We start from the raw sequence: 22,952 nt of genomic DNA, 5'->3' as shown, positions 1-22,952 counted from the left end.
CGTCGGGCGCCCGGGATCTTCCCGAGCGCCCGACGAGCGTCACCGCACGGCTCAGCGACCCCCGGCGAGCAACAGGGGAGCCCCGCCAGGCGCCGTGGCGGTCCGGCTCTCTGCACCGTTCACGCCCAGCAGCGGCGACGCGGGCACGGTCGGCAGCAGCCCACGGCGGGACAGCTCGGGGGTGACACCCTCGCCGAACCAGTACGCCTCCTCCAGATGCGGATATCCGGAGAGCACGAAGTGCTCCACGCCCAGCGCGTGGTACTCCTCGATCCGGTCCGCGACCTCCGCATGGCTGCCCACCAGCGCGGTCCCGGCCCCGCCGCGTACCAGACCGACGCCCGCCCAGAGGTTCGGCGCGATCTCCAGCTTGTCCCGCGAACCGCCGTGCAGCGCCAGCATCCGCTGCTGCCCGACCGACTCGCTCTTCCCCAGCGCCTGCTGCGCCGCCGCGATCGTCTCCGGATCGAGGTCGCCCAGCAGCCGGTCGGCGGTGGCCCACGCCTCCCGCGACGAATCCCGCGAAATGGTGTGCAGCCGGATGCCGAACCGGACTGTACGACCCTGCTCCTTGGCCAGAGAGCGAATCCAGTCGATCTTCTCCTTCACGGCGGCCGGCGGCTCGCCCCAGGTGAGATAGACATCCGCGTGCGCGGCGGCGACCGGCCCGGCCGCCGCCGACGACCCGCCGAAGAAGATCTCCGGCAGCGGGTCCGGCGGCAGCGCGGTCAGCCCGCCCTCCACCTGGTAGTGCTCCCCGTCGAAGTCGTACGGCTGCCCGCTCCAGGCGCCCCGCACCACCGACAGGAACTCCGCGGTGCGCGCGTACCTCCGGTCATGGTCCACATGGTCCCCGAAGCGCCGCTGTTCGGTCGAGTCACCGCCCGTGACGACATTGAGCAGCAGCCGCCCCCGGGTGATCCGCTGATAGGTGGCGGCCATCTGCGCGGCCAGCACGGGCGAGATGACCCCCGGCCGGAACGCCACCAGGAACTTCAGCCGCTCGGTGTGCTGGGCGAGCGCCACCGTGGTCAGCCAGGCGTCCTCGCACCAGGTTCCGGTGGGCGTCAGCACGGCCTCGAAGCCCAACTGCTCGGCCGCCTTGGCGATCTGGGCCAGATACTCGATATCGGGGGCACGCACCCCGCTCACCGGCGTGATCCGGTCGCGCTTGATACCGCCGTCGGTGTACGCGTGCCGGTCCACGAGCGTCCGGCCGTCACCGCCCGTGGGCAGGAACCAGTGCAGATGGACGTTCATGAGGAGGCCTTTCCGTAGGAGCGCGGCGTGGTGGAGGAAGGAGGAAGGTCGCGGTCGAACCGCGTGTCGACGTAGTCCTCGAAGTCGAACCGCCTTGGGATCAGCTTGAGTTCGGCGAAGGTGTCGGCGATCTCCTGCTCGGAGGCGATGGCGGCGTCGTCGATCGCCACTGGCACGCGGGTGCCGTAGGAGCGCTTCACTGCGTCCAGCGCCACGTCGTACGGAAGCCCGGTCTCCTTCGCCCAGACCTTCGCCCACTCCTCCGGGTGCTCGAACACCCACTTCTGGGCCCGCTCCAGCCGGACGAGCAGATCGCCGATGGCCTTGGACTTCTTCGCGTTCTTGAGCGAGGCGGGCGAAGCCACTTGGAAACCGAGGCCGTTGACGACGCCCTCGCCGGTCGTGAGCACCCGGGCGTCCGCCGTGCGCAGGACCTGCGAGGTGTACGGGTCCCAGATCGCCCAGGCGTCGACCTTGCCCCGGCTGAACGCGGCGAGCGCGTCGGCGGGCTGGAGGTAGTTCAGCTCGACGTCCCCGATCCCGAGCCCGGCCTTCTTGAGCGAGGCGACCAGCTGGAAGTGGGCGGAGCTGCCCTGGGCCACGGCGATGGACTTGCCCTTGAGCTGGGCGGGCTCCTTCAGCGGGGAGTCCTCGGGCACGACGATGACCTCACCGGCCGGCGAGCCGTGCGTGGCGCCGACGACGGTGATGTTCGAATCGGCCCCGGCGGCGAAGACGGGCGGCGTGTTGCCGACGCCGCCGATGTCGACGGCCCCGGCGCTCACGGCCTCCAGCAGGGGTGGCCCTGAGGTGAAGGTGGACCACTTGATGCGGTAGTCGAGGTCGTCGAGCTCTCCGGAGGCCCGCAGGATCGCCTCGTAACCTCCCTTCTGGTCACCGACGTTGAGCGTGAGGCTGCCCTTGCCGTCGGTGTTGCCGCCCGAGTCGGCGGACGAGGCGCCGCCGCACGCGGAGAGGAGCAGGGCGAGGGGGAGGAGCAGGGCGGGCAGGGTGCGGCGTTTCATGACGGGTCTCCGTGACGGGGGTGGGGGCGCGCGGGCGATGGGTCGGGGCTCTCCGCGCTCTCCGTACGGGCCTGGGCATGGCCGGCGTCCTCGACGCCGAGGCCGGTGGCGCGGCCGGCGCCCTCGACTCCCAGTTCGCTCAGCAGCCGGGAGCGCAGATCGGTGAAGCCGGGCGAACCGACCTCGCGCGGCCGGTCCAGCGCGACGGACGTGTCGTAGGCGATCCGCCCGTCCCGCATCACCAGCACCCGGTCGGCCAGCAGCAGGGCCTCGTCCACGTCATGGGTGACCAGGAGCACCGCGCAGCCGCGCCGCTGCCAGAGTTCGGCCACGAGCTGCTGGGCCTTGATCCGGGTCAGGGCGTCCAGCGCTCCGAAGGGCTCGTCGAGCAGCAGCAGATCGGGCTCGCGCACCAGGGCCCGGGCCAGCGAAGCCCGTTGGGCCTCGCCGCCGGACAGCGTCTTCGGCCACGCCCCGGCCCGCTCCGCAAGACCGACCTCCGCCAACGCCTGCTCGGCGACGGCACGTTCGGGCTTCCCCGGCAGCCCGAGCAGCACGTTGCGCCACACCCGCTTCCAGGGCATCAGGCGCGGGGCCTGGAAGGCGACGGCACGGCGGCGGGGGACCAGGACGGTGCCCGAGATCTCCCGGTCGAGCCCGGCCAGCACCCGCAGCAGGGTCGACTTGCCGCACCCGCTGCGTCCGAGAAGGACGGTGAACTCGCCTGCTTCCAGGTTGAGATCGAGGTCGTCGATGACGGCACGCCCGTCGAAGGAGCGGGTGAGCCCTTCGACGCGTACGGCGGCTTCGGCGCCGTTGTGGGACGCCGGAGGAGAGGTGTCGGCGGGGCCGGCTTCGAGGAGGGTCTTCACTGGCCGGTGAAGGTCGGTCGCCATTGCAGCAGCAGCCTTTCGAGGATCCGGACGATGACGTCGGCGGTGAGGCCGAGGAAGGCGTACACGACGAGACAGACGACGATCACATCGGTCCGGAAGAACTCCCGGGCCTGGTTCATCAGGAACCCGATCCCGGCGTCGGCGTTGATCGACTCACCGAAGACGAGGGCGAGCCAGGCCGTCGCCAGCGAGTAGCGCAGCCCTGTCATGGCCCCGGGCAGCGCCCCCGGCAGCACGACATGCCGCACCAGACCCCATCGCCCGAGCCCCAACGACGTACCGGCTTGGATGAGTTGGGCATCAACACCCCGAATGCCCGCGTACACGTTCAGATACAGGTGGAAGGCCACTCCGAGGGCGATGAGGGCCACCTTCGGCGCCTCGCCGATCCCGAGCCAGATGATGAACAGCGGGATGAGCCCCACCCAGGGCACGGTGCGCAGCATCTGCACGGTCGCGTCGACCAGATCCTCCCCGAGCCGCGAGAGCCCCGACACGAGCGCGAGCGACGTCCCGATCACCCCGCCGAGGAGGAGCCCCACGACCACCCGCTGGAGCGAGACTCCCATCGCGGCGGGCAGCGTCCCGTCGGCCATCAGATCGGCACCGGACCGGGCGATGGTCCCGGGCGAGGCGAGGACATCGGGATCGAGCACCCCCGTGGCACTGAACACCTGCCACAGCACGAGCAACAGCAGCGGCCCCACCGCACGCCGCACCCACCGCGGAGCGGCTCGCAACCGCGACCGCCGGACGGAGGCCGGGACGACGGCCTCCAGCTCGGGCGGCGTACGCGTCGGCGCGGAGGGTTTCTCGAGGGGTGCGGGCATCGCGGACGGCGGTGCGTGGCTGACGGTCATGGCGGCTCCAGGAAGGGACGCGCGGATGCGCACAGAGGGAATGCGGGCGAGAAGAGGGGCAGGCGGGCAGCGGGCCAGGGCGTCACGGACATGCCGGAGCAACCCCGTGACCACGCATGCACAAGGACCGACGGAAGGCCGGCGAAGGCGAAGCGGGAGACGAAGCGGGGAAGCTCAGCGGATGCCGGTGCGGATGCGCAGCGGCACTGAGCCGTACGCGACTACGGCAGAAGGAGCGACGGAATACGACAGGCAGCGCGGGCGCGGCCCGGAAGTCGCCGAGGGAACGTCAGCAGCCGCGACAACACGCGGCGGAAGCCACTCGCAGCAGGTCGATGTGACCGCGCGAAGTGAGCAGAGCTGATCGGAACATGGCGCTGAACGTAGCCATCCGGTCGGGACACGGTCAATGGCGTCTCGGAGCGTGGACGCCTCATCTCACCCTGGTGAGGTGATGATGGAGGCATGTCCGATTCCTTCACCACCACGGTCCTGAACATCACCACGGGTACGGCCGAGACGGTCACGGACCTGACGCGCGCCTGCGAGGAGTTCCTCACCCGCACCGCCCCCGGCCGCGACGGCCTCCTCAACGTCTTCGTCCCCCACGCCACGGCCGGCATCGCCGTACTGGAGACGGGCGCGGGCAGCGACGACGACCTCCTGGCCGCCCTCCACCACCTGCTCCCCGCCGACGACCGCTGGCAGCACCGCCACGGCAGCCCCGGCCACGGCCGCGACCACGTACTCCCGGCCCTGGTCCCGCCCCACGCCACGCTGCCGGTGATCGGTGGCCGACTGGAGCTGGGGACGTGGCAGTCGGTCTGCCTGGTGGATACCAATAAGGACAATGCCAACCGTCAGGTCCGGTTGAGCTTCTTCGGTGGGTGAGCCGATCTGGTCGCGTTCTGTGAAGGGGCGGGGGCGGCCTGGACGGAGACCGCCCCCGCGGAGGAGCCAGCGGCTCGGGAGGCAGCGCTGGCCGGCCTTGGGGGCCATGGTCACGTGGTGCCTGCTGCCGACCGGCCCGGGCGCGGCCGGCAGCAGGGCTCGAAAGGACCGGCGCGAGGAAGTGGTCGTGAGCCACGCCGTTGACAGAGGTGGGTGGCTGCCCCGACAGAGCCGGTCTTGCTGTTGGTCCCCCTCAGTCAATGTCTCCGAGTCCTGCGACTCAAGGGCATGTACGCGGTCCTGACGGCCCTCTGACGGAAATCATCCGAAGCCCGGAAGGGTGGAGATGACGAAGTCGATCAGCTTGATCCCGACGAACGGGAGGACCAGGCCGCCGAGCCCGTAGACGGCGAGATTGCGGCGGAGCAGGTCCTCGGCGGATGCGGGCCTGTACCGCACGCCGCGCAGGGCGAGCGGGATGAGAGCGATGATGATCAGCGCGTTGAAGACGATGGCCGAGGTGATGGCCGACTGCGGGCTGTGCAGGCCCATGATGTTGAGCTCGTCCAGGCCCGGGTAGGCGGTCGCGAACATCGCGGGGATGATCGCGAAGTACTTCGCCACGTCGTTCGTGATCGAGAAGGTGGTCAACGCGCCCCGGGTGATGAGGAGTTGTTTGCCGATCTCGACGATCTCGATGAGTTTGGTGGGGTTGGAGTCGAGGTCCACCATGTTCCCGGCCTCCTTGGCGGCCGAGGTTCCGGTGTTCATCGCGACGCCGACGTCGGCCTGGGCCAGGGCGGGGGCGTCGTTCGTGCCGTCGCCGGTCATCGCGACGAGCTTGCCGCCGGCCTGTTCCCGCTTGATGAGGGCCATCTTGTCCTCGGGCGTCGCCTCGGCCAGGAAGTCGTCGACCCCCGCCTCCTCGGCGATCGCCTTCGCGGTCAGCGGGTTGTCACCCGTGATCATGACCGTACGGATGCCCATCCGGCGCAGTTCCTCGAACCGCTCCCGTACGCCCTCCTTCACCACGTCCTTGAGATGGATGATGCCCAGCACCCTCGGCCCGTCCCAGTCGTGAACGGCCACCAGAAGTGGGGTGCCGCCCGATACGGAGACGGCCGCCGACCACTGTGCGGCCTCGGGCGGCACACAGCCGCCGCGCTGCTCTACCCACTCGGCGATCTGTGTCGCCGCGCCCTTCCGAATGGCGCAGCCGGCCCCGTTGGGCCACGTGAGGTTCACGCCGCTCATCCTGGTGCGCGCTGTGAATTCGACGAAACGGGGGTTGCTCAGCTCCTCCTCCCGGGGCGCGACCAGGCCGTAGCGTGCGGCCAGCGCGACCACGGACCTGCCCTCGGGGGTCGTGTCGGCGAGGGAGGACAGCTGGGCCGCGTCCGCGAGCTTCGTGTGGTCCACACCCGGCATCGGGGTGAAGGCGGCGGCCTGCCGGTTGCCGAAGGTGATGGTTCCGGTCTTGTCGAGGAGCAGGGTGCTGATGTCCCCGGCCGCCTCGACAGCCCGCCCGCTCATCACCAGGACGTTGTGCTGTACCAGACGGTCCATTCCGGCGATGCCGATGGCGGACAGCAGCGCGCCGATGGTGGTGGGGATGAGGGTGACCAGCAGGGCCACGAGAACGGTTGTGGACTGTGCAGCCCCGGCGTAACCGGCCATGGGCTGCACAGTGATCACGACGAGAAGGAACACGGCGGTGAGCGCGGCGAGCAGGATGTTCAGGGCGATCTCGTTGGGTGTCTTCTGCCGTGAGGCGCCCTCCACGAGCGCGATCATTCGATCGATGAAGCTGTCGCCCGGCCGAGCGGTGACGCGGACCACGATCGCGTCGGACAGTACGGTCGTGCCGCCGGTGACTCCGGACCGATCGCCGCCCGACTCCCTCAGCACCGGGGCCGATTCACCCGTGACCGCTGATTCGTCCACCATCGCGGCTCCGTCCACCACATCGCCGTCGGCGGGGACGGTCTCGCCGGCCCGGACGAGGACGAAGTCGAAGGGCTGGAGTTCCGCGGGTGTGACGGCTTCGGTCCTGGCGTGCCGCGGGTTCGCACCGTACGTCCAGTGCTCCAACCGCAGCGCGATCGTTTCCGTGCGCGTCCTGCGCAACGACGCCGCCTGGGCGCGGCCCCGGCCTTCGGCGACCGCCTCGGCCAGATTCGCGAACAGGACCGTGAGCCAGAGCCAGCAACTGATGAACCAGGAGAACACGGAAGGGTGCGCGACGGCGGAAAGAGTGGTGAGTGTGGACCCGACGGCCACCACCAACAGCACGGGTTTCCGCACCAATTCGCCGGGGTTGAGCTTGCGCAGCGCATCTCGTACACAGTGGGCGAAGTGCCCTTCGCGGAGAATGCTCACCGCGCCTGGACGTCTGCGGGACGTCGGGGAGGGCGAAGACGGCGGTGCTTCCCCTGTATTCGGAGGAGAGCTGTGCAGGACGGCGCGAGGCATGGGAACGCCTTCTCGGGAGAATCAGAGGGACACCCACCGCCGCGAAACCGGCGCGGGCGAGGAAAGAGGAGGGCCGCCGGGACCTTTCGCCATCGCCCCCCACGGGCTGTCATCTGCGATGCGGGTCACCGGCGGCCGAAGAAAACTTATCGCCTCCGCCCAGGCAATTGCATGGCCGCGACGGGGAATTGGCGCTCCTCTGACGGCTGGACGGGAGATGACGTCAGGATGCCGTCAGGAATGCGTCAGGGCGATTCGGTGGTGACCCGGAAACGCAGTCGGCAGATGATCGCCGCCGTGTCCCGGCGAACGGCGTGGGCGATGACGGAGCCTCGCTGATTCTGCAGTAGCCGCTGCCAGACGTGGGCCGGTTCTGTTTCCGGAATGAGCACGGTGACGTGGAATCCCGGATGCGACTCGCCCAACGTGCGTATGTACGCGGAGAAGGGGCTGCCCAGCTCCCGGCGTTCGGAGTGGACTTCGACCAGTTCCACCCCGGGTTTCCACAGTTCCCAGTCGCGCCGAAGGGCCTCCGCCGACCGACGGTCCTCGTCGCCCGGGTGGGTGACGGTGACCGCGAGGACGCTGTCGCCCAGGGACCGGGCAGCGGTCAGCGCCTGGCAGGTGAGCTTCGACAGGCCGGAGACGGGGACCACGACCAATGACGGGGACCGGTGCGGAGGCTCGGGTATCCGGCCCAGTTCCAGACGGGCGCCGATCCGTTCGTAGGCGCGGTGGATCCTGCCGAAGGTGAGCACCAGCAGAGGCAGGGCCAGGACGATCAGCCAGGCGCCCTCGGTGAACTTCACGGCGGTGACGACGACGGCGGAGACACCGGTGAGCGATGCCCCGAAGCCGTTGAGGGCGGCCTTGACCCGCCAGCCGCCGGGCCGCAGCACGTACCAGTGGCGCACCATGCCGACCTGGCAGATGGTGAAGCCGACGAACACCCCGATGGCGAAGAGCGGAACAAGGGTGTTCGTGTCCCCTCCGGAGAGGACCAGCAGAACACCGGAGACGGCGGCGAGCCACATCACGCCGTGCCGGTGCACCTGCCGGTCGGCCTTCAGCGCGAAGACGTGCGGCAGGTAGTTGTCGCAGGCGAGCAGGCTCATGAGCACCGGCAGTCCGCCGAACGAGGTGTTCGCGGCCAGTGCCAGCAACACCATGGTGGCGAACTGGACCACGTAGAAGGCCGCGTTGTGCCCGAAGGAGGCGTCTGCCAGCTGGGCCAGCACGGTGACGCCCTCGACCGGCTGGAGGTGGAAGCGGCCGATCAGCACGGACAGCCCGATGAGCATCACCCCGAGCAGAGCGCCGAGCGCGACCTCGGTGTGCTGGGCCCGTCGTGCCGCCGGGGCGCGGAACGAGGGGACGGCGTTGGCCACGGCCTCGACGCCGGTGAGGGCCGAACAGCCGGCCGCGAAGGCCTTGAGCAGCAGCAGGGCGCCGACCGTGGTGGCGCCCTCCCCGAGTGCCGAGGCGTGCCCCGCGGCGGATGCGGTGCTCGCCGGACCGTCCCGGAAGAGACCGACCGCGATCATCACCAGGATCGAGCCGACGAAGACGGCGGTCGGCACGATGAACGCCCTCGCGGAGCTCACCACCCCGAACAGATTGACCGCCGTGACGAGCACCAGGACACCGAGGCAGATCCACGTCCGCTCCCCGTACAGCTGAGGGAACGCCGACGTCAGAGCGGCCACACCGGCGGTTACGGAAACGGCCACGTTCAGCACGTAGTCCAGGATCAGCGAGGCCGCCGCCACCAGACCGGTCCGGCGGCCCAGGTGCCTTTTGGCGACCGCGTAGGAGCCGCCACCGTCCGGGAACGCGGCGATCACCTGCCGGTAGGAGGCGACGAGCACGGCGAGCAGGACCGCGATCGCGAGGGTGACCGGAAGGGTGAAGCCCAGTCCGTACGCGCCGGCCGCGGCCAGGACGAGCACGATCGACTCGGGGCCGTAGGCGACCGACGCCATCGCGTCCAGCGACAGGGCGGACAGCCCTTGGAGAGCCGTCAGCCGGTGACGTTCGCCGGCTGCCCCGTGGCGGGTGTCGGGCGGCTTGTTCGAGCTGGGCGTCGGCCGGACGGCCGCTATCGGGTCACCTGGATGTACGGACATGGCAGTGCCTTCTGACGAGAGACGAGTGGGGATGAGGAAAGCGTCGGACCTCTCCGCGCCACCGTCGACGGGGCTTGGCGCGATTCGTACGCGCGGCCCGGCTGCTTTTCACGCTTTCGATACGCCGCTCCTGCGCGACCGGCGCTAGGGCTGCGCCAATGAGCCGGTACGCGGAGCGCGCGCGGCCCGGTGGCGGGTGACGATGGGCCTGTGGATCCCGCCGGGCCCCCACATGACGAAAGGGAACGCTGATGGACGCGGAGAACGTGGTCGGGCTGATCGTCGCCCTGTGCCTGCTCGGGTATCTCGTCGTGGCGCTGGTGAAGCCGGACAGGTTCTGAGCCGGAGAGGCTCCTATCGCGGTGAGCGGCCCCGTCGCACGCTGCTGCTGTGCGCCCCTCTGTCACCGATGGGAACGCTCCGTAATCGGTCTCTGCTCGGCGTTGTCAGATTGGCGTCAAAGGATGACCGGTGTTCGTATGAAGCCCGTAAAAATGGCGCATCGATGAGCTGAAGTCGAGGTTTGCTCGTATCCGGCCACACGGCCGGTTTCCATTCCCACGTCAATCAGGAGCTCGCGATGGCCGATCTGGCCTTCGTCGTCACCATAGTCGCGGTGTTCGCGCTGGTGGCTTTCGTCGCCCGGGGGGTGACCAAGCTGTGAGTATCGAGAATGTCGTCGGCCTCATCGTCGCCGTCTCCTTGGTCGGGTACTTGGTGCTGGCTCTCCTTTACCCGGAGAGGTTCTGAGTTCTGATATGAGTTCCCAGATCGCTGGTGTGCTCCAGCTCACCGTTCTTATCGCTGCCCTTGGACTGGCCTACCGTCCGCTGGGCGACTACATGGCCAAGGTCTACTCCTCCGAGAAGCACTACACACCGGAGAAGTGGATATACAAGGCCATCGGCGCCAATCCGGCCGCCGAAATGCGCTGGCCCGCCTATCTGCGCGCCGTGCTCGCCTTTTCGGCGGTGAGCGTCCTGTTCCTGTACCTGATGCAACGGGTGCAGGGTTCGCTGCCCGGATCGCTCGGCTTTTCCTCGATCGACCCGGACCAGGCGTTCAACACCGCCGCTTCCTTCGTCGCCAATACCAACTGGCAGTCGTACTACGGCGAACAGGCCATGGGCCACGTCGTACAGACCGGCGGCCTGGCGGTGCAGAACTTCGTGTCCGCCGCCGTCGGTATGGCCGTGGCGGTGGCCCTCGTACGGGGCTTCGCCCGGTCCCGTTCCGGCGAGCTCGGCAACTTCTGGGCCGACCTGGTGCGCGGCACCGTCCGCATCCTGCTTCCGATCTCGGTGATCGGCGCGATCGTCCTGGTCGCCTGCGGGGCGATCCAGAACTTCTCGGGCATCCACCAGGTCGGCCAGTTCATGGGCGGTACGCAGGAGTGGAACGGCGGCGCGGTCGCCTCCCAGGAGGCCATCAAGGAGCTGGGCACCAACGGCGGCGGATACTTCAACGCCAACTCCGCCCACCCCTTCGAGAACCCGAACCCCCTCTCCAACCTCTTCGAGATCTTCCTCATCCTGCTGATCCCGTTCGCGCTGACGCGGACCTTCGGCCGCATGGTCGGCTCGCTGAAGCAGGGGTACGCCATCCTCGGCACGATGGCGGTGATCTGGGTCGGTTTCGTCGCGCTGATGATGTGGACGGAGTTCGCGCACCGCGGGCCCGCCTTCGAGATCGCGGGCGGGGCCATGGAGGGCAAGGAGACCCGCTTCGGGATCGCCGGCTCGTCGTTGTTCGCGGTGAGTACAACGCTGACGTCGACGGGTGCCGTCAACTCGTTCCACTCGTCGTACACCGGGTTCGGTGGCGGCATCACGATGCTGGGCATGCAGCTCGGAGAGATCGCTCCCGGCGGCGTCGGCTCCGGCCTCTACGGCATGCTGATCATGGCGATCATCGCCGTGTTCATCGCCGGTCTCATGGTCGGACGCACACCCGAATACCTCGGCAGGAAGATCGGCACCCGGCAGATCAAGTTCGCCGCCTGCTACATCCTCGTCACCCCGGCGCTCGTGCTCGGCTTCACCGCGGTCGCGATGGCCCTGCCGACCCCCGCCGACTCGATGACCAACACGGGCGCGCACGGCTTCTCCGAAATCCTGTACGCCTACACCTCCGGCGCCAACAACAACGGCTCCGCCTTCGCCGGGCTCAACGCCGACACCCAGTGGTTCAACACGACCATCGGCATCGCGATGCTGCTCGGCCGGTTCCTGCCGATGGTCTTCGTCCTGGCCCTGGCCGGTTCGCTCGCCGAGCAGAAGCCGGTGCCGGAGACCGCGGGCACGCTGCGCACCGACAAGCCGCTCTACGTGGGGCTGCTCGTCGGCACGATCCTCATCATCACCGGACTCACCTACTTCCCCGCCCTCGCGCTGGGTCCGCTCGCCGAAGGGCTCGCCTCATGAGCACCGTCACTCCCACTCCCACCCGAGCTCCGCACGGAGACCTGTCGCCTTCCGGGGGCGGTGTCGGCGGGGGGCTGTTCGACCCGAAGCAGTTGCTGAAGTCGTTCCCGGACGCGCTGCGCAAGCTCGATCCGCGCGTGATGATCAAGTCGCCGGTGATGTTCGTCGTGCTGGTCGGCTCGGTGGTCACCACGGTCCTCGCGCTCACCGACCCGACCGACTGGTTCGGCTGGGCGATCACCGCCTGGCTCTGGCTCACCACCGTCTTCGCCAACCTCGCCGAGGCGGTCGCGGAGGGCCGGGGCAAGGCGCAGGCCGACACGTTGCGCAAGGCCAAGACCGACACCGTCGCCCGCCGGCTGGCCGGTGCGGACGAGGAGCAGGTCCCGGGGACCGATCTGCGGATCGGGGACCTGGTGGTCTGCGAGGCCGGGGACGTCATTCCCGGTGACGGCGATGTGGTCGAAGGCGTCGCCTCGGTCGACGAGTCCGCGATCACCGGTGAATCGGCGCCGGTCATCCGGGAGTCCGGCGGGGACCGCAGCGCGGTGACCGGTGGTACGAAGGTGCTGTCCGACCGCGTCGTCATCAGGATCACCACCAAGCCGGGCGAGACCTTCATCGACCGGATGATCGGCCTGGTCGAGGGCGCCGCCCGGCAGAAGACGCCCAACGAGATCGCCCTCAACATCCTGCTGGCGTCCCTCACGATCGTCTTCCTGCTGGCCGTGGTCACCCTGAAGCCGTTCGCGATCTACGCGGGCGCCGACGACCAGACCTCGCTGATCGTCCTCGCGGCCCTGCTCGTCTGCCTGATCCCCACCACGATCGGGGCGCTGCTGTCCGCGATCGGGATCGCCGGGATGGACCGGCTGGTCCAGCGCAACGTCCTGGCCATGTCCGGCCGCGCGGTCGAAGCAGCAGGCGACGTGTCGACCCTGCTCCTCGACAAGACCGGCACCATCACCCTCGGCAACCGCCAGGCGGCCGCGTTCGTCCCGGTCCAGGGCGTGAAGGAGACGGAACTCGCGGATGCCGCGCAGCTCTCCTCCCTGGCCGACGAGACGCCCGAAGGCCGGTCGATCGTCGTGCTGGCCAAGGAGAAGTACGGGCTGCGCGGGCGGGACCAGGGGGAACTGACCGACGCCGAGTGGATCGCGTTCACCGCGCAGACCCGGATGTCGGGCGTCGACCTGGCCGAGGTCAAGGTCCGCAAGGGCGCGACCGGCTCGGTCGCGGCCTGGGTCAAGGAGCGGGGAGGGAGCGAATCCGAGGACGCGCAGGCCATCACCGAACAGATCTCCCAGGCCGGCGGCACACCGCTGCTGGTGGCCGTGGAGGACGCCCGCGGGGCACGCGTGCTCGGTGTCATCCATCTCAAGGACGTGGTGAAGGAGGGCATGCGGGAGCGGTTCGACGAGCTGCGTCGGATGGGGATCAAGACGGTCATGATCACGGGTGACAACCCGCTGACCGCGAAGGCGATCGCCGAGGAGGCGGGGGTCGACGACTTCCTGGCCGAGGCGACGCCCGAGGACAAGATGGCCCTCATCAAGCGGGAACAGGCCGGCGGCAAGCTCGTCGCGATGACCGGCGACGGCACGAACGACGCCCCCGCCCTGGCCCAGGCCGACGTCGGCGTCGCGATGAACACCGGAACCTCGGCCGCCAAGGAGGCCGGGAACATGGTGGACCTCGACTCCAACCCCACCAAACTCATCGAGATCGTCGAGATCGGCAAACAACTCCTCATCACCCGGGGCGCGCTCACGACCTTCTCGATCGCCAACGACGTCGCGAAGTACTTCGCGATCATCCCCGCCATGTTCGCCGTGGCGTACCCGTCGCTGGACAAGCTCAACATCATGGGCCTGACCTCGCCCGAGTCCGCGATCCTCTCCGCCGTCATCTTCAACGCCCTGGTCATCGTCGCCCTGGTACCGCTCGCCCTCAAGGGCGTCCGTTACCGGCCCGCCAGTGCGGACAAGATGCTGCGCCGCAACCTCGCCCTGTACGGACTCGGCGGCCTGATCGCCCCGTTCATCGGCATCAAGCTCATCGACCTGCTCCTGACCCTCATCCCCGGAATCGGCTGATCCGCCATGACCAACAACACCGCCAGCAGCACCGCGCGCGTGCTCGGTGCGGGGCTCCGCGCCCTGCTCGTCCTGACCCTCGTCTGCGGAGTGATCTACCCGCTCGCCGTGACCGGCGTGGCCCAGGCCCTGTTCAACGACAAGGCCAACGGCTCCGAGATCAAGGACAAGGAAGGGCAGGTCGTCGGCTCGTCCCTCATCGGCCAGCGCTACGACCTCCCGCTGAAGGAAGGGGAGGAGTCACCCGCCCCGGACCTGAAGTGGTTCCAGCCCCGCCCGTCCAACGGCCTCGGCACCAACAGCGTCAACACCCAGTACGCCCTGCTCCTCTCCGGCGCCACCAACCGCTCCGGCGACAACGAGGAACTGATCCAGTGGGTGAAGGACGCCAAGGCCGCCGTGGTGAAGGACAACTCCACCCCCACCTACAAGGCGAAGCCCGCCGATGTCCCGGCCGACGCCGTCACGTCCTCCGGCTCCGGCCTGGACCCGGACATCTCACCGGCGTACGCCGAACTCCAGGCCCACCGGGTCGCCGAGAAGAACGGCCTCGACGTCAAGAAGGTCGAGGACCTCGTCAAGGACCACACGACCGGCCGGCTCCTCGGCTTCATGGGAGAGCCCCGGGTGAACGTCCTGGAGCTGAACACCGCGCTCCGAAATCTCGTCCAGGACTGATGGAACCGAGCCGACAGAACGTGAGCCGGTGGGATACGGAGAGTCCGCATCCCACCGGCTCCTTAGCTGTCCACAACCAAGGGGAAAGTGCACAGTCCATGTCCCGGGTACTCGTCGTGGAGGACGACGTACAACTGGTACGCGCCCTCAGAATCAACCTCCAGGCACGTGCGTACGAGGTCGAGGAGGCCCTCGACGGCGATGCGGCGATGCGGCTGACCGCATCCCTCATGCCCGACGCCATCCTGATGGACCTCGGGCTGCCGGACATGGACGGTGTCGAGGTCATCAAGGCCATCCGGGTGTGGAGCCAGGTACCCATCCTGGTCCTGTCCGCCCGGCACCTGTCCGAGGACAAGGTCCGTGCGCTGGACGCGGGCGCCGACGACTACGTGACCAAGCCGTTCAGCATGGACGAGCTGCTGGCGCGGCTGCGAGCGGCCACCCGGCGACGCCGGACGGGAGCCGGGACGGAAACCTCGCCCGTCGTCACGACGGACGGCTTCACCATCGACCTGGTGGCGAAGAAGGTCTACCGGGACGGCGCCAACGTCCGGCTGACTCCGACCGAGTGGCACATCCTCGAAATGCTGGTCGTCAGTCCGGGCCGTCTGGTCTCCCAGCGCGCCCTCCTGCGGGAGGTCTGGGGACCCGCTTATGCGGAGAACACCAACTATCTGCGGGTCTACATGGCCCAGCTGCGACGCAAGCTCGAAGCAGACCCGGCCCATCCCCGCTATCTGATCACCGAACCCGGTATGGGCTACCGGTTCGAGCTCTGACGGCCCATCCACCACGGAAGAACGAGAAGTCATCATGGGACGCGGAAAGCTGCGCATCTACCTCGGAGCCGCACCGGGTGTCGGCAAGACGTACGCGATGCTGTCCGAGGCGCACCGCCGGGTCGAGCGCGGCACCGACGTGGTCATCGCCTTTGTGGAGCACCACAGCAGGCCGCGCACCGAGGTGATGCTTCACGGACTGGAACTCCTCCCGCGCCATGAGCTGGAGTACCGGGGCAGCACGTTCACCGAGATGGACGTCGACGCGGTCCTGGAGCGCGCCCCGACCGTGGCGCTGGTGGACGAGCTCGCCCACACCAACGTCCCCGGCTCCCGCAACGCCAAGCGCTGGCAGGACGTCGAGGAGCTGCTCAAGGCCGGCATCGACGTCATATCCACGGTCAACATCCAGCACCTGGAGTCACTCGGCGACGTCGTCGAGTCGATCACCGGCGTCCGGCAGCGCGAGACGGTCCCCGACGAGGTGGTCCGCCGGGCCGACCAGATCGAGCTGGTCGACATGTCGCCCCAGGCGCTGCGCCGCCGGATGGCGCACGGCAACATCTACCAGCCCGACAAGATGGACGCCGCCCTCTCGAACTACTTCCGCCCCGGCAACCTCACCGCCCTGCGCGAGCTGGCCCTGCTCTGGGTCGCCGACCGGGTCGACGAGTACCTCCAGCAGTACCGGGGCGAGCACAACATCCGCACCACCTGGCAGGCCCGCGAACGCATCGTCGTCGGGCTGACCGGCGGGCCCGAGGGCCGCACCCTCATCCGCCGGGCGGCCCGCCTCGCCGAAAAGGGCGCCGGCGGCGAGGTGCTGGCCGTCTACATCGCGGCCAGCGACGGGCTCAAGGCGGTTTCCCCCAAGGAGCTGGCCCTTCAGCGGACGCTGGTCGAGGACCTCGGCGGCACCTTCCACCACGTCATCGGCGACGACGTGTCCGCAGCCCTGCTGGAGTTCGCCCGGGGCGTCAACGCCACCCAGATCGTCCTCGGCGTCAGTCGTCGCAGGACCTGGCAGTACATGCTCGGCCCCGGCGTCAGCGCCACCGTGGCCCGGGAGTCGGGCCCCGACCTGGACGTCCACATCGTCACGCACGACTCCGTCGCCAAGGGCCGAGGTCTGCCCATCGCCCGAGGCGCCAGGCTGGGGAAGGCCCGGATCATCTGGGGCTGGCTGGCCGGGGTCGCCGGTCCCGCCCTCCTCACCCTGCTGCTCAGCACCGTCGTGCCCGACCTCGGGCTCGCCAACGACATGCTGCTGTTCCTGACCGCCACCGTCGCGGCCGCCCTCCTCGGGGGAATGCTCCCGGCCCTCGCGTCAGCCGCGTTCGGGTCTCTGCTGCTGAACTACTTCTTCACCACCCCGCTGCACCGGTTCACCGTCTCCGACCCCAAGAACATCGTCGCCATCGTCATCTTCGTCGCGGTGGCCGTCTCCGTCGCCTCGGTCGTCGATCTCGCGGCCCGCCGCACCCACCAGGCCGCCCGGCTGCGCGCCGAGTCGGAGATCCTCTCCTTCCTCGCCGGCAGCATCCTGCGGGGCGAGAACTCCCTCGACGCGTTGCTGGAGCGACTCCGGGAAACCTTCGCCATGGACTCCGTCGCCCTCCTGGAACGGACCAGCGAGGTCGAGCCCTGGACGTGCACGGCGGCTGTCGGCACGCCTCCGGTCGACCGCCCGGAGGCCGCCGACGTCGACATACCGGTGGGGGAGAACCTGGCCCTGGTCCTGAGCGGCCGGGCTCTTCCGGCCGAGGACCGCCGGGTCCTGGGTGCCTTCGCCGCCCAGGCAGCGGTGGCACTGGACCGCCAACGACTGGTCGGACAGGCCGAGGAGGCGCGCAAACTCGCCGAGAGCGACCGCTTCCGCACCGCACTGCTCGCGGCCGTCAGCCACGATCTCCGCACCCCCCTGGCCGGCATCAAGGCCTCGGTCACCTCACTGCGCTCCCACGACGTCGACTGGTCGGAGACCGATCGCGAGGCGCTCCTCGAAGGCATCGAGGACGGAGCCGACCGCCTCTCGGCGCTCATCGGCAACCTCCTGGACATGTCCCGCCTCAACACCGGGACCGTCGTCCCGCTGATCCGGGAGACGGACCTCGACGAGGTCGTTCCCATGGCGCTGCGCGGCGTCCCCGACGGCAGCGTGGAACTGGACATCCCGGAAACCCTCCCGATGGTCGCCGTCGACCGCGGCCTGCTGGAACGCATCGTCGCCAACATCGTCGAGAACGCCGTCAAGTACAGCCCGGAAGACCGGCGCGTACTCGTCTCCGCCAGCAGTCTGCGCGACCGCGTCGAACTCCGCGTCGTCGACCGCGGGCCCGGCGTCCCCGACACGGCCAAGGAGCACATCTTCGAACCCTTCCAGCGACTCGGCGACGCCCCGCGAGGCGCGGGCGTCGGGCTCGGCCTGGCCGTCGCACGAGGCTTCACCGAAGCCATCCAGGCCACCCTCACTGCCGAAGACACTCCGGGCGGCGGGCTGACCATGGTCCTGACGCTGCCCCGGGGAGACACCGCGAGACCGGGCGACGCCGGTCATGCCGGTGACGCCTGAGAGCGTGGTGGCCGGCCACGGTCCGCGCCCCCGAGCCACACCGTCAGAGGGGCGTAAGAGGAGTGCTGCCGTGCTTGTCTCCGGCAACGGCAAGGGATTCCATGGAGGGGTGAACAGCACCTGGCTCCTGCTCGACCGGCCGCCTCATCAGGCGTCGTCCGGCCGCGCGGCCTGCTGTTCGGAAAGTGAGCGTGTCGAGGGCTGACGCCCCGCAACCCGACCTTCCGGCCCCGCGAGCATCGTGCCGCGGGGCCTCTTCGTTCTCATCGTTCCCAGAATCTTGGATGACGCATGTCTTCTTCCCTGTCCGGACGCACCGTTCTCGTCACCGGAGCCACGACCGGTATCGGCCATCAGACCGCTCGGCTGCTCGCCGAACGCGGAGCGACGGTGCTCCTGCACGGGCGGACCGCCGAGGAGGCGCACGCCGCCGCCGACCGGCTGATCACCCTCTCGGACGTGCCCGCCGAGCGACTCTGCGCCCACGGGGCCGACTTCGCCCGACTGGAAGAGGTCGAGCAACTGGCTCAGCAGATCCTCGCGAAGCACCCGCGCCTGGACGTCCTCGTCAACAACGCCGGAATGGCCGCCCCCGAACGGCACACGACCACCGGGGACGGGCACGAGATCGCGTTCCAGGTCAACTTCCTCGCCCACTACCTCCTGACACACCTCCTCGAACCGGCCCTCACGGCCGACCCCGGGGGCCGCGTCGTGAACGTGTCCTCCTCGCTCCACCGCGCGGGTTCCATCCAGTGGAACGACGTCAACAGGACCAAGCGCTACTCCCGGCTCGCGGCCTACGCCCAGTCCCAGCTGGCCCTGACCGTCTTCGCCGCGGACCCCCGGGTCGCCGCGGTCTCCGTACACCCCGGGGTCTGCGTCACCAGCCTGCTGCCGCTCTACGCCCACGAGGGCGGAGCGCCGGCCGAAGGAGCGGCCCATGTCGTCCGGCTCTGCGACCCGGCGGTGGAGATCGTCAACGGCGCCTACTACGACCGCGATCAGCGTGTCCCTCCGGCCGCCGTCGCCGAGGAGCCCCGCGCGGTCAAGCGCCTCTCCAAACTCGCCGACTCGCTGGTCGGCCAGACCGTCTGAAAGGCGGCCCCACCATGTCCCGACGGGGGACTCCTCGGCGGGGAAAGGGGCCGGGCTGATCAGATAGCGGCTGCGCTCGGGCGAGGGCTCGTTGGTGATCCGGCGCACCAAGACGTCACGCATCTCGCCGATCAACGAAGTGAGTTCGTCCCGGCTGAGCCACATCAGGTGCCGGCGACAGCCCACCAGATCGGCGGCCGGATCGGCACCAGGTCGGTCGAGGTGGGCAATGAACTCGGCCAGCAGGGTCGCCATCGCCACGGCGAACACCTGCCGGTGCCCTTCGGCCGGAACCGGGGCAGCTGTGTCGGCGCCGATCACGGCCCGCTCGCGCCGCAGCCGATAGAGCCGCCCAACAGCCTCCCGGCGCCCGCTGCTCGCCCTCGACCTCCAGCGCGCTGCCGTCGGCCAGTAGCCTCATGTACCGGTACACGGTGGCCTTTGACACGTCGGATCCACTCGAACTGGATGTTTGGGCGTTGCTGCCGGATTCGTCGGTGACGAACCGGATGGTGCGGCTGGCGGTGTCACGGAGGAACCGTCGCGCAATTTCTCCACTTCGGTATCGGTGACGCGATGTTCGAAGTCCCGGGCGAGGCGGGGCAGCAGCGACAGGCCCATGACGCCCGCGGTGAAGCAGGCGTCGATCGTCACGGCGTCGGCCCGGTCCTGCCCGCGCACCGTCCCCGCCCGCCCGCTTGGCCCCCGGGAGTACCCCTGATGCAGACGAGTCCTTCGTATCACCGGTACTCGGTGATACTGTGTAGTGGTACTCGGTACTACGGAGTACCGAGCGGGTGAGGAAGGCACCGCCATGGACGGCCTGACGGAGATGTTGAAGGGCACGCTCGAAGGATGCGTGCTCGAAATCATCGACCGCGAGGAAACCTACGGGTACGCCATCACTCGCCAACTGAACGACCTCGGCTTCGGTGACGTCATCGAGGGGACGGTGTACACCATCCTGCTGCGGCTGGAGAGGAACAAGCTCGTCCAGGTGACGAAACGGCCGTCCGGGGTCGGTCCGCCGCGCAAGTTCTACGCGCTCAACGACGCCGGCCGCACGGAACTCGCGACGTTCTGGGCGAAGTGGCAGTACGTCTCAACACGCATCGACAAGCTCAAGGAGGGCGGGCGATGAGCTTCTGGGAGACCACCACCGGCAGCGATCTCACGAGGGAGTGGAAGGCGTTCGAAGTCAGGGCTGCGGTTCTGCCGGACGACCACCGGGAGGCGTAGGGGCGGATCAAGGTCCACCTCCTGCCCCACGGCAACTTCACCGGCCGCAATGTGATGCCGATCCTGGATCCCGCGCTGGGGCTCCTCGAAGAAACAGCTGCGGACGGGCAGGGCGCCAAGGAAGTGCTCGGCGACGATATCCAGGGATTCTGCGCGGCGTTGGTCGGTGGCGCAGGCGCGCGAGCCTACCGCGACCGGTGGCGTGAGCAGTTGAACCGGAACGTCGCAAGGAAACTGAACCGGCTGGGAGGCTGACGTGGGCATCCAGGACATCATCGAAGGCAAGAAGCAGTGGCGCGCGCACACGGCTCGCGTCAAGACACTTCCGCCCGACTACCGGATCGTCTGCCAGGAAATGCAGAAGTACTTCTTCAAAGTCGGACCGGTCGACCTGCCCGACGGACCTCTGCTCCCCGGGATCGTCGATTTCTTCGAGGAGGGCGTCGCTGCGGGCAAGGGGGTCCTGCAACTGATCGGCACGGATGTCGCCGCCTTCTGTGACGGCTTGATCAAGGAATCTCGTACCTACGCGGACATCTGTCAAGAGTCCGCCAGTAGGGCATCTGGCACCACTGAAAAGTAGGCCCCGCCTCGCTCCGGCGGGCCTGCCCCGCACGTGATTCCTCAGCCTCGGACAACGCGATCAGACGTGGTCCGAGCCCACCGCGTGGTGCCGCGATCCTGTGCGCCGACGTAGCCGATTCCCCTGACCGATCAGGAAACCATATGCCTCCATCTGTCATGCACGAATCAAGGAGGGGCGACGGTCGCCCGGCGCCGGCCACGCTCTCCGCCGTCGGGCTCCGCAAGTCCTACGGCGACAAGGCCGTCCTGGACGGTATCGACCTTTCGGTGCCGCAGGGCACGGTCTTCGCCCTGCTCGGCCCGAACGGTGCGGGCAAGACCACCGCCGTCAAGATCCTCTCCACCCTCATCACCGCCGACGCCGGTGAACTGAGCGTCGGCGGCCACGATCCGGCCGCCGATCCGCAGGCCGTGCGTGCCGCGATCGGTGTCACGGGTCAGTTCTCCGCCGTCGACGGGCTGATCACCGGCGAGGAGAACATGCTGCTGATGGCCGACCTGCACCACCTGTCCAAGCGTGAGGGGCGACGCGTCACCGCCGAACTGCTCGAGCGCTTCGACCTGGTGGACGCGGCCAAGAAGCCCGCCGCGGGCTACTCCGGGGGCATGAAGCGCCGCCTCGACATCGCCATGACTCTGGTCGGCGGGCCGCGGATCATCTTCCTCGACGAGCCGACCACCGGGCTCGACCCGCGCTCCCGCCACACCATGTGGGGCATCGTCCGCGAGCTGGTCGCCGACGGTGTGACGGTCTTCCTCACGACCCAGTACCTGGAGGAGGCCGACGAGCTGGCCGACCGTATCGCCGTCCTCCACGGCGGGAAGATCGCCGCCGAGGGCACCGCCGAAGAGCTCAAGCGGATCGTCCCGGGCGGGCACGTCAAGCTCCGCTTCACCGACCCGGGCGCCTACCGGTCCGCCGCCTCCGCCCTGCGCGAGGCCGTCCGCGACGACGAGGCGCTGGCGCTGCAGATCCCCAGCGACGGCAGCCAGCGCGAACTGCGCTCCATCCTGGACTGGCTGGACTCGGCCGGTGTCGAAGCCGACGAACTCACCGTCCACACCCCCGACCTCGACGACGTGTTCTTCGCCCTCACCGCCTCCACCGTCCCGGCCCAGCACAACCAGCCCAAGGAGAACGCCCGATGAGCAGCCTTTACCTTGCTGCACGCGACTCGAGAACGATGCTGCGCCGCAATCTCCTGCACGCCTGGCGCTACCCGTCCGGGACCCTGAACCTGCTGCTCACACCCATCATGATGCTGCTGCTCTTCGTCTACATCTTCGGCGACGTGATGAGCGCGGGCATCGGTGGCGGTGGCGCGGACCGCTCCGAATAATTGCTTATATCGTCCCCGGTCTGCTGTTGATGACCGTGGGCAGCACCGTGATCGGAGCCGCGGTGTCCGTCTGTTCGGACATGACCGAGGGCCTCACCGCCCGCTTCCGCACCATGGCGATCTACCGGGGGTCTCTGCTGGTGGGGCATGTCGTCGGCGGCGTGCTGCAGTGCGTGATGAGCGTGGTCCTGGTCGGCGCGGTCGGGGTGGCGATCGGCTTTCGCACCACGGACGCCACCCTGCTGGAGTGGGCCGCGGCACTCGGGCTGGCAACGCTGTTCGCCCTGGCACTGACCTGGATCGCGGTCGCGGTGGGCGCGGCCAGCCCCAACCCCGAGGCGGCCGGAAACATGGCGATGCCCCTGATCCTCCTGCCCCTCATCTCCAGCGCCTTCATCCCCGCGGCGACCATGCCGGGATGGTTCCAGCCGATCGCCGAGTACCAGCCCTTCACCCCCGCAATCGAAACCCTCCGCGGTCTTCTCCTCGGCACCGAGATCGGTAACAACGGCTGGCTCACGATCGCCTGGTGCGCCGGCCTGACCGCACTCGGGTACCGCTGGTCGACAGCGCAGTTCAACCGCGACCCGAACTAGGCGGTGTCTTCAA

20 protein-coding genes and 2 pseudogenes are annotated in these 22,952 nt (G+C 68.9%); 15 read left to right on the top strand and 7 right to left on the bottom strand.

The window, feature by feature from the left end; genetic code table 11:
• Positions 1–51 precede the first annotated feature (51 nt).
• The 5 genes from WQO_RS03945 to WQO_RS37260 form a co-directional block, all read right to left on the bottom strand.
• Positions 52–1,260 (bottom strand): LLM class flavin-dependent oxidoreductase, encoded by a 1,209-nt coding sequence (locus tag WQO_RS03945; protein ID WP_010062379.1) that lies wholly within the window; start codon positions 1,258–1,260, stop codon positions 52–54.
• Complete coding sequence (locus tag WQO_RS03940; RefSeq protein WP_010062380.1) at positions 1,257–2,285, bottom strand: ABC transporter substrate-binding protein; 1,029 nt, start codon at positions 2,283–2,285, stop codon at positions 1,257–1,259. The genes WQO_RS03945 and WQO_RS03940 overlap by 4 nt, the downstream gene beginning before the upstream one ends.
• Positions 2,282–3,181, bottom strand: a complete 900-nt coding sequence (locus WQO_RS03935; protein ID WP_010062381.1) for an ABC transporter ATP-binding protein — start codon at positions 3,179–3,181, stop codon at positions 2,282–2,284. The genes WQO_RS03940 and WQO_RS03935 overlap by 4 nt, the downstream gene beginning before the upstream one ends.
• Entirely contained in the window at positions 3,154–4,041 is an 888-nt protein-coding gene (locus WQO_RS03930) for an ABC transporter permease (protein WP_010062382.1), read from the bottom strand. The genes WQO_RS03935 and WQO_RS03930 overlap by 28 nt, the downstream gene beginning before the upstream one ends.
• A 289-nt stretch (positions 4,042–4,330) precedes the next feature.
• On the bottom strand, positions 4,331–4,414 hold the full coding sequence (locus WQO_RS37260; RefSeq protein ID WP_311307964.1) for a putative leader peptide: 84 nt from the start codon (positions 4,412–4,414) through the stop codon (positions 4,331–4,333).
• 92 nt (positions 4,415–4,506) lie between these two features.
• On the opposite strand from WQO_RS37260, the gene WQO_RS03925 reads away from it, so the two are divergent.
• Complete coding sequence (locus WQO_RS03925; RefSeq protein WP_010062383.1) at positions 4,507–4,932, top strand: secondary thiamine-phosphate synthase enzyme YjbQ; 426 nt, start codon at positions 4,507–4,509, stop codon at positions 4,930–4,932.
• 321 nt (positions 4,933–5,253) lie between these two features.
• Here the strand turns inward: WQO_RS03925 and kdpB (WQO_RS03920) are convergent, their stop codons facing one another.
• Positions 5,254–7,404: a potassium-transporting ATPase subunit KdpB gene (gene kdpB / locus WQO_RS03920; protein ID WP_058953867.1), complete on the bottom strand. Its 2,151-nt coding sequence runs from the start codon at positions 7,402–7,404 to the stop codon at positions 5,254–5,256.
• A gap of 245 nt (positions 7,405–7,649) precedes the next feature.
• On the bottom strand, positions 7,650–9,530 hold the full coding sequence (locus tag WQO_RS03915) for an APC family permease (protein ID WP_058953866.1): 1,881 nt from the start codon (positions 9,528–9,530) through the stop codon (positions 7,650–7,652).
• A 251-nt stretch (positions 9,531–9,781) separates the two neighbouring features.
• On the opposite strand from WQO_RS03915, the gene kdpF (WQO_RS03910) reads away from it, so the two are divergent.
• The 14 genes and pseudogenes from kdpF (WQO_RS03910) to WQO_RS03850 all read left to right on the top strand — a co-directional run bounded on the left by kdpF (WQO_RS03910) (position 9,782) and on the right by WQO_RS03850 (position 22,939).
• On the top strand, positions 9,782–9,871 hold the full coding sequence (gene kdpF / locus WQO_RS03910; RefSeq protein WP_010056767.1) for a K(+)-transporting ATPase subunit F: 90 nt from the start codon (positions 9,782–9,784) through the stop codon (positions 9,869–9,871).
• A 182-nt stretch (positions 9,872–10,053) separates the two neighbouring features.
• On the top strand, positions 10,054–10,194 hold the full coding sequence (locus WQO_RS36090) for a hypothetical protein (protein WP_010056766.1): 141 nt from the start codon (positions 10,054–10,056) through the stop codon (positions 10,192–10,194).
• The gene (gene kdpF / locus WQO_RS03905) at positions 10,191–10,280 is read left to right on the top strand and encodes a K(+)-transporting ATPase subunit F (RefSeq protein WP_032747605.1); all 90 of its coding nucleotides are present in this window, start codon (positions 10,191–10,193) and stop codon (positions 10,278–10,280) included. The genes WQO_RS36090 and kdpF (WQO_RS03905) overlap by 4 nt, the downstream gene beginning before the upstream one ends.
• 8 nt (positions 10,281–10,288) lie before the next feature.
• Positions 10,289–11,953 (top strand): potassium-transporting ATPase subunit KdpA, encoded by a 1,665-nt coding sequence (gene kdpA / locus WQO_RS03900; protein ID WP_010056765.1) that lies wholly within the window; start codon positions 10,289–10,291, stop codon positions 11,951–11,953.
• A complete protein-coding gene (gene kdpB, locus WQO_RS03895; RefSeq protein ID WP_058953865.1) occupies positions 11,950–14,049 on the top strand; it encodes a potassium-transporting ATPase subunit KdpB in 2,100 nt (699 codons plus the stop codon). Before kdpA ends, kdpB (WQO_RS03895) begins: the two co-directional genes overlap by 4 nt.
• Before the next feature lie 6 nt (positions 14,050–14,055).
• A complete protein-coding gene (locus WQO_RS03890) occupies positions 14,056–14,727 on the top strand; it encodes a potassium-transporting ATPase subunit C (RefSeq protein WP_010056853.1) in 672 nt (223 codons plus the stop codon).
• A 98-nt stretch (positions 14,728–14,825) separates the two neighbouring features.
• Positions 14,826–15,509, top strand: coding sequence for a response regulator (locus WQO_RS03885; protein ID WP_010056852.1), 684 nt, complete (start codon positions 14,826–14,828; stop codon positions 15,507–15,509).
• 34 nt (positions 15,510–15,543) lie between these two features.
• Positions 15,544–18,081 carry a sensor histidine kinase gene (locus WQO_RS03880; protein ID WP_058953864.1) on the top strand — a complete coding sequence of 846 codons (2,538 nt, stop codon included), beginning with the start codon at positions 15,544–15,546 and terminating at the stop codon, positions 18,079–18,081.
• A 291-nt stretch (positions 18,082–18,372) separates the two neighbouring features.
• Positions 18,373–19,179, top strand: a complete 807-nt coding sequence (locus tag WQO_RS03875) for an SDR family NAD(P)-dependent oxidoreductase (protein ID WP_010056803.1) — start codon at positions 18,373–18,375, stop codon at positions 19,177–19,179.
• An 814-nt stretch (positions 19,180–19,993) separates the two neighbouring features.
• Complete coding sequence (locus tag WQO_RS03870; protein ID WP_010056804.1) at positions 19,994–20,320, top strand: PadR family transcriptional regulator; 327 nt, start codon at positions 19,994–19,996, stop codon at positions 20,318–20,320.
• Positions 20,317–20,673, top strand: a pseudogene (locus WQO_RS36700) (DUF1048 domain-containing protein). Before WQO_RS03870 ends, WQO_RS36700 begins: the two are co-directional and overlap by 4 nt.
• Position 20,674: 1 nt before the next feature.
• On the top strand, positions 20,675–21,001 hold the full coding sequence (locus WQO_RS03860; protein ID WP_010056807.1) for a DUF1048 domain-containing protein: 327 nt from the start codon (positions 20,675–20,677) through the stop codon (positions 20,999–21,001).
• Between the two features lie 158 nt (positions 21,002–21,159).
• Complete coding sequence (locus tag WQO_RS03855; RefSeq protein ID WP_058953863.1) at positions 21,160–22,152, top strand: ATP-binding cassette domain-containing protein; 993 nt, start codon at positions 21,160–21,162, stop codon at positions 22,150–22,152.
• A pseudogene (locus tag WQO_RS03850) lies at positions 22,149–22,939 on the top strand (ABC transporter permease). The gene WQO_RS03855 and the pseudogene WQO_RS03850 overlap by 4 nt, the downstream one beginning before the upstream one ends.
• Positions 22,940–22,952 lie beyond the last annotated feature (13 nt).

This window comes from Streptomyces globisporus C-1027, from assembly GCF_000261345.2.
Classification (GTDB): Bacteria; Actinomycetota; Actinomycetes; order Streptomycetales; family Streptomycetaceae; genus Streptomyces; species Streptomyces pakalii.
The sequence above is the reverse complement of the archived record's forward strand: the minus strand, read 5'-3'. Positions and strand labels throughout refer to the sequence as shown.